This window comes from Dolichospermum circinale AWQC131C, assembly GCF_000426905.1.
Taxonomy (GTDB): domain Bacteria; phylum Cyanobacteriota; class Cyanobacteriia; order Cyanobacteriales; family Nostocaceae; genus Dolichospermum; species Dolichospermum circinale.
Window position 1 is genome coordinate 73,946 of sequence record NZ_KE384597.1, and the last position, 6,880, is coordinate 80,825.

Consider the following 6,880-nt stretch of genomic DNA (forward strand, 5'->3'; position numbering starts at 1 on the left):
AAAATTAATTCTTTATATTTTCTTTAGCTGGAAAACTAAAAAAATATTATAGGATTAGGATATGGTTTACAATTTAGACAAGTTGGAAATATTTGTGCACAGATTAGAAGATCAAGTTCAACCTTTTTCTACTCATTACTTTCGCCAATTGGCAGCCCTGGGTGAGAATTTTCAAGTGACAGATCATCAAGGTAAATCTTTTACCAATTCCGAGGGGATTAATCTAGCAGCGACTTTAGTAAAAAACCAAAATGAGCGCGATTTTAAAATAATATTTATTGGTAATGGGGGAAGTGCGGCTGTAGCTAGTCATCAAGCGATTGATTATTGGCGTAATGGTAGTATGCGGGCGATCTCCTTTAACGATAGTGCTTCACTTACCTGCATTAGTAATGACTTTGGTTATGAACAAGTGTTTAGCAAACCCATTGCTACATTTGCCCAGTCTGGAGATGTTTTATTTGCCATTAGCAGTTCAGGAGAATCAAAAAATATCCTTTCAGGTGTTTACCAATCCTTAGAAATGAATTGTTATGTGATTACACTTTCATCTTTTCAAACTAATAACCCTTTACGTCAATTAGGACATATTAATTTTTATGTTCCCACCATGTCCTATGGTTTTGCAGAAATTATGCACTTATCTATTTGTCACTGCATTCTTGATGGTTTGATTAAAGGTTCTTTACCTAGTATGGATGTAGATAAATATCTCGGTTTAGATGAAGTAAAAATGTCTGAAAATCTGTATATCTGAAAATTTTCTAACCCTGTTAATAATTTCCTGTGATTTTTTACAAAATATAGAAACTTCATTAACCTGGGAAACTCAGAGTACATCCTAAGTGTTACAGACGAAATTTTGCAAATATTGATGCGAATTTTGAATTGTTCACATTTTTGTCACAATATCAACAATGAAATTAGGAATACATACAGAAAAAACCCTAGACTTTGAAACCTGTTCAGAAGTATTTGCTGTCTATCATCAAACAGGAAAGAAAATAGTTCTTTGTAATGGTGTATTTGACTTACTGCACCCCGGACACATTGCCCATTTACAAGCAGCTAAAGCAATGGGAGATTTATTAGTAGTTTCTTTAACTGCTACTCCTTATATTAATCGTGGACCAGGAAGACCAATATTTTCTGATAACTTGCGTGTTAATTCTATAGGTGCATTAGCTTGTGTTGACTATGTAATTTTAACCCCAGCAGCAACAGCATTAGAAGTAATTGAAAAAGTCCGTCCTCATATTTACTGCAAGGGTGATGAATATGCAGAAACAGAAAAAGATGTCACCCACAATATTGAAAAAGAAATTGCACAAGTCAGAGCTTTTGGTGGTGACATTCGCTATACCCAAGAAATTACATTTAGCTCCACTAAGCTGATTAATAATTATCTTGATGTCATCTCACCAGATTTAAAAAAATACGCGACAGAGCTTAGTAAAAAATTTGATTTTCAAGACATTATAAATGCTGTAGATAAAATGAATAATCTTAACGTTTTAGTGTTAGGAGATATCATTATTGATGAATTTGTCCATTGCCAAGTACAGGGTTTAACCTCCAAAGGAAGAGCGCCATCAACTCGTTTTATCAAAAAAGAACAACACTTAGGAGGAGTTTTTGCCATTGCTCGTCATTTAAGTAGTTTTGCTAAATCTGTTACCCTAGCTAGTGCTATTGGTAATGAATCAGATGTACATCATTTAATTGCTAATCATATTGATGGGGAAGTGCATCTGAATTTACATTGTGCAGAACATTATTCTACAGTCACAAAGCGTCGTTATATCGAAAACCAGGAAAAAACAAATAGTTACACACAACTATTTGCCATTAACTCCATGAACGAAGAAGGACTAGACAATACAGACCGAGAAAAACTTTTAGAATCATGGGAAAAGCTTTTAAAAACCTGTGATTTAGTAGTTTTAGCTGATTATGGACATGGATTAATTGATGCAGAAGCAATGGAATTAATTCGATCCCAAGCACCATTTTTAGCTTTGAACTGTCAAACAAATAGTGCCAATTACGGTTATAATCTAATTAGTAAATATCGGCGAGCAGATACATTTTGTGTAGATGAGCAAGAAATTCGTTTAGCATTTTCTAATCGTTATGGTAATCGAGAAGAGTTATTAAAAAGATTGCAATATCATTTAGGATCGCAACAAGGTTGGTTAACATTGGCTGCTACTGGTTCTTTAGGAATTAATATTAATGGAGAGATGGAAATTACTCCAGCGATGACACAACAAATCAAAGATACTACTGGGGCGGGAGATGCCTTTTTTGCCCTAGCAAGTTTGAGTGCTAAATTAGATTTACCCATACAGATGGGATCATTTTTAGGAAATTTAGCAGGAGCGATCGCTGCTAATATTCTAGGCAATGAAAAACCTATAGAAAAGGGACGCTTGTTAAAATTTGCTAAAACAATTTCCACATTTTAAGACATTTTTAGAATATAAAAAGGACAAATTCAATGAACATAATTAAAAAGGTTCTTGTTACTGGTGGTGCTGGTTATGTGGGTGCAATCTTAGTACCTAAACTGCTGCAAGCTGGATATGAAGTTAAGGTTTTAGACCTGTATCTTTATGGCAAAGACGTACTAAAATCAGTAAAACATGATCCTAATTTACAAGAGATTTCAGGAGATATCCGCGATCGCCAACTACTAGAAAAAATCATTCCCGGATGTGATGCGATTATTCATTTAGCTTGCATATCTAATGATCCTAGTTTTGAATTAGATCCAGACTTAGGCCGTTCAATTAATTATGATGCCTTTTTTGACTTAGTAGACGTGGCTAAAGATGCAGGAGTCAAACGGTTTATTTATGCTTCTTCCGCCAGTGTTTACGGCATCAAAGACACAGAAAATGTCACCGAAGACTTACCATTAATGCCTTTAACAGACTATTCTCGTTATAAAGCATTATGTGAAGAAATCTTGTTAAGTAAACGAGAACCAGGATTTGTTACCTTAATATTGCGTCCAGCATCAATATGTGGCTATTCCCCTCGTCAAAGACTAGATTTAGTAGTCAACATTTTCACTAACCAAGCTATCAACAACGGCAAAATTACAGTTTTTGGTGGTGAAAATAAACGTCCCAGTCTTCATATTCAAGATATGACCGACGTTTATGTGAAATCTCTGCAATGGGTAGACGAAGCGATTGATGGCAAAATTTTTAATATTGGTTACGAGAATTATAGAGTCACAGAAATTGCCGATATGACTCGTAAGGTAGTTGGAGAATCTGTAGAAATTTTCACTACACCCACAAATGATACCCGTTCCTATCATATTTCTTCGGAGAAAATTAAGCAAGAACTGGGATTTGTACCTTCACATACAGTAGAAAATGCAATCCAAGATTTAGTAACAGCATTTAAAGCTAATCAAATTCCCAATTCTCTTACAGATTCTCGCTACTATAACGTGAAAGTGATGAAGGAAATAAACTTTAAATAGGGTTCGCTGAATAAAACCAAAACCTTGATAAATCAAAACCCTAAATAAAATCTACCTCTATCAAGATAGGGAGTTGGAAGTTTTTAATCAGGGACTTCCCTATTCCCTCCCTATTTCCTGTAATAAATCACAACTGGGATTAACTGCTAAACATATTCACTAAGCGATTTCCAGGTTCAGCCATTTCTACATATAAAGTTTTAGGTAAAGACCATTGATTACTAGGCTTATTGGGGTCAAGATAAAACTTACACAAACCGGCAATAAAGCTTTTCATCTTAGAAAAATCATATTTCCATGTTTTTAATGATGGTACAACTTGACTTTCCACTAAGTTTAATAAAGCCTCTCGGTGGCTGGTAATTCTCATGGCATTAAAAATAGTCCATGCCATTTCTAATGCTTCCAACGTGCCATCATTACCTCCTGTATAAAACCATTCAATATCAAAATCAATCATCCTCACATTTCCTTGCTGATCAATCATCTCATTACCACCCCAACGATCAGCATAAATAATTCCCCGCCTATGGGCTAAATTCATTTCCTGGATAATATTCACTATAAATTTTACTTCTCCAGCTTCTAGAAATTCCAACAAAGTTTTCCCAGTCACATATTCAATTAACATCCAATCTGCTTCCGCATGAATTAATTTTGGCACTGGTAGGCCATCAGCTAATGCCCGTTTCAGAAAATCAGCTTCTTCCGCAATATTTCTCAGTTTAAAAGATCCCCCATTTTGGATAAAGCCAGTAGCCTCATACATATACTGCATATAAGCATCCCCAGCTTCAGCAGTAACATCCCGTCTTGCACGAAATACACAACGTTCTGATTCTGTGCTAATCAATAAAATATGATTAAATAATCCCTCAGATGGAGGTTTTTCTATTCTTGCCTTTTCACCTCCAGGTAAATAAGCTAAAGCCGATTTTAAGCCTTGGGCAATATTTAAGGGTAGGGAATCTTGTAAATCTGTTGTCATTAAAATATTCATGATATTTCACCTAGTTTAACTTACCATTCTCTAAGCAATCAAAAAATTCATCTAAAATTTGATCATAGTGGGAAGCAAATTCCAATTCCTTCAGTTCTTGCCGATGAAAATACGCTAATTCTTGACCTTCATGTAAAGTTATTTGGGAAATATCTAAATCTGATTTAGCCCAAAAAATATATTCATCACATTCAGCCCAAAAGTATGGTTTAAAAAAATTAACTTCTCCTAAATCTAGTTCTATCTCTTCAACTAATTCCCTGTGAATAGCAGCATCCGGAGATTCGTCTTCCTCTATACATCCCCCCAGTAATGCCCAAGTGTTAGGAAAGGGAATAGAGCTTTTATTATCTCGCAGTACCAGCAAAACCTGTTGCTGACTATTAATAATAATAATATCAGCACCTGGTGGTTCTCTCATATTCTTAGTATCTCAATAAACTGTAGATATTATATAATGAAAAAATTATCAATTAAAATTCTTAATATTTTTTTATCTTTCATGTTTGATTGTTAATATCATCGCAGGTTCAGGGTAAAGGTTTGTCTTCTTTTACCCTTAACTGAAAAGTGCTAAATGCTTACTCTACAACAGGTATAGAAACTGTTTCAACCTCATCATCAACATCACTACTCAAAGTTTTTGGTAAATAAATCAACAACGCACTCATTTTCACCAACTGAAACATGACCAGTCCCAACCAGAGAAAATGATTGTCATGAAAATACAAGATGACAATAACCGATGGAATAAAAGCCAATCCTGTAGAAATAAAACTGACGTTACGAACAATTTTACCCTCAGTTAAACCTAAAAAATGTCCTTCTAAAATTGCCGCGACTGAAGTAAATCCGATCACCAAGAACAACCACCAAGCATAAGTATGAATATCCTCAGTAATTTCTGTATGGTTAGTTAATATTCCAAAAACAACTTCAGGAAAGAAAACGCAAATTGCCGAAATAATTATACCGCTAGTTAAGCTACTAAACACAGATATTCTTAATATCGGTATAAACTGTGATTGGGCATTTTGACCTTTACTATTTCCGCTCAATGTCTCCGTCGCAAATCCAAATCCATTGGTTAAATAAACACTCGTATTGATAATTTGTGCCAGTAGAGAATTTTGGGTAAAAATTACTGTCCCCAGTCCTGCACTCAAATTGCTAAAAACAGTATACACCGATAATTCTGTGATAGTTCTTAACAATATATCTCGATTCAGAGAGACGGTACTTTTAAAATTTTCCAAATTCATTAATTGTGAACTAACTTTGCTGATTTTTTCCCAAGTGAATTTATCTCTAGACAGGAAGAGTCCAGTAAATAACATTAAATACTGGCTAGATGCTTGAGAGATTCCTGCTCCCATGCTATCCCAACCCCATAGGATAATAAACAGATAGTCCAAAACCATATTGGCCAAATTACCAATAGCTGAAAGTATCAAAACCTGACCACTTTTTTCTCTTCCCAGTAACCAACCAATTAAAACGAAGTTGAGTAAAACAGCTGGCGCTCCCCAAATGCGAGTATTAAAATATTCTATACCCGCAGCTTTAACATCAAATTCACCGCTTAATAATGAAAAACCTATTTCTCGCAAGGGATACTGTAAAACTACGATCAAAATACCTAAAACTAAAGCAATAGTACCATTACGTAATCCTACTAACAGTATAGCCTCTTCGTCATCTGCTCCCACTGCTTGCGCTGTTAACCCAGTCGTACCCATGCGTAAAAATTCCAGTGTCAAGTAGAAAAGGCAAAATAGGATATTAGCGATGGAAACCCCTGCTAAGGCATCAATTTCTTGCAGATGTCCTAAAAAAGCTACACTGATTAAACCCGAAAGCGGGATCATCAAGTTAGAGAGAATATTGACAATAGCTAGGCGGTAAAAACGAGGTATAAAGTCGTATTTCCCTGGAGGTGTTATGTTCATGAGTCAATTAAAAGCTTACTATTTCAGAGTTCCAATACTTATACAACAATAAGTGAATCAGCAATTGACGCAGGTAACTGTCAACTTTCCGCCTTTGTTCATTACCCAAACTGAGAATTTCCTCCTTTAAATGTAAAAAATCTAATTCCTCAATGCGATTATTTTCTAGTAGTTTATAGGTTTCTTCCAGCCAAAGGAAATAATCTTGTTCGTAAAGAGCATGAATGGTGTTCATGAAAGCACCTAAGTATTGTTTACTCTATTATAGTATTATAGCTGCGATAGCGAAGCGCGACCTAGAAATCGCTCTATCGCTCCAAATCGTTTTTTCAATAGTCGAGAAACCAGAGCGATCGCTTTTTAAGCTATAATTTTGGTTCTGTCAGTTCCACTGCTTGATATTTTATCCCCAGTAGTTGAAATACTCGCAGA

The 6,880-nt window shown here is 35.2% G+C and carries 8 protein-coding genes; 4 read left to right on the forward strand and 4 right to left on the reverse strand.

What is annotated here, in order from left to right:
• The first annotated feature begins 94 nt into the window (after positions 1-94).
• The 3 genes from ACIR131C_RS0105600 to ACIR131C_RS0105610 all read left to right on the forward strand — a co-directional run bounded on the left by ACIR131C_RS0105600 (position 95) and on the right by ACIR131C_RS0105610 (position 3,499).
• The gene (locus ACIR131C_RS0105600; protein WP_028089406.1) at positions 95-757 is read left to right on the forward strand and encodes an SIS domain-containing protein; all 663 of its coding nucleotides are present in this window, start codon (positions 95-97) and stop codon (positions 755-757) included.
• A gap of 160 nt (positions 758-917) precedes the next feature.
• Positions 918-2,468: a PfkB family carbohydrate kinase gene (locus tag ACIR131C_RS0105605; RefSeq protein WP_028089407.1), complete on the forward strand. Its 1,551-nt coding sequence runs from the start codon at positions 918-920 to the stop codon at positions 2,466-2,468.
• 32 nt (positions 2,469-2,500) lie between these two features.
• Positions 2,501-3,499: an NAD-dependent epimerase/dehydratase family protein gene (locus ACIR131C_RS0105610; protein ID WP_028089408.1), complete on the forward strand. Its 999-nt coding sequence runs from the start codon at positions 2,501-2,503 to the stop codon at positions 3,497-3,499.
• A gap of 139 nt (positions 3,500-3,638) precedes the next feature.
• On the opposite strand, the gene ACIR131C_RS0105615 is transcribed toward ACIR131C_RS0105610, so the two are convergent.
• The 4 genes from ACIR131C_RS0105615 to ACIR131C_RS22025 all read right to left on the reverse strand — a co-directional run bounded on the left by ACIR131C_RS0105615 (position 3,639) and on the right by ACIR131C_RS22025 (position 6,683).
• On the reverse strand, positions 3,639-4,499 hold the full coding sequence (locus tag ACIR131C_RS0105615; protein ID WP_028089409.1) for an RIO2 family protein: 861 nt from the start codon (positions 4,497-4,499) through the stop codon (positions 3,639-3,641).
• 10 nt (positions 4,500-4,509) lie between these two features.
• A complete protein-coding gene (locus ACIR131C_RS0105620; protein WP_028089410.1) occupies positions 4,510-4,920 on the reverse strand; it encodes an NUDIX hydrolase in 411 nt (136 codons plus the stop codon).
• Positions 4,921-5,080: 160 nt separating this feature from the next.
• Positions 5,081-6,448: a guanitoxin biosynthesis MATE family efflux transporter GntT gene (gntT, locus tag ACIR131C_RS22020; protein WP_035371544.1), complete on the reverse strand. Its 1,368-nt coding sequence runs from the start codon at positions 6,446-6,448 to the stop codon at positions 5,081-5,083.
• Between the two features lie 7 nt (positions 6,449-6,455).
• Positions 6,456-6,683, reverse strand: a complete 228-nt coding sequence (locus ACIR131C_RS22025; RefSeq protein WP_081677166.1) for a DUF29 family protein — start codon at positions 6,681-6,683, stop codon at positions 6,456-6,458.
• Here ACIR131C_RS22025 and ACIR131C_RS25385 point away from each other — a divergent pair.
• Positions 6,682-6,819, forward strand: coding sequence for a hypothetical protein (locus tag ACIR131C_RS25385; RefSeq protein WP_155963014.1), 138 nt, complete (start codon positions 6,682-6,684; stop codon positions 6,817-6,819). The genes ACIR131C_RS22025 and ACIR131C_RS25385 overlap by 2 nt on opposite strands.
• Positions 6,820-6,880 lie beyond the last annotated feature (61 nt).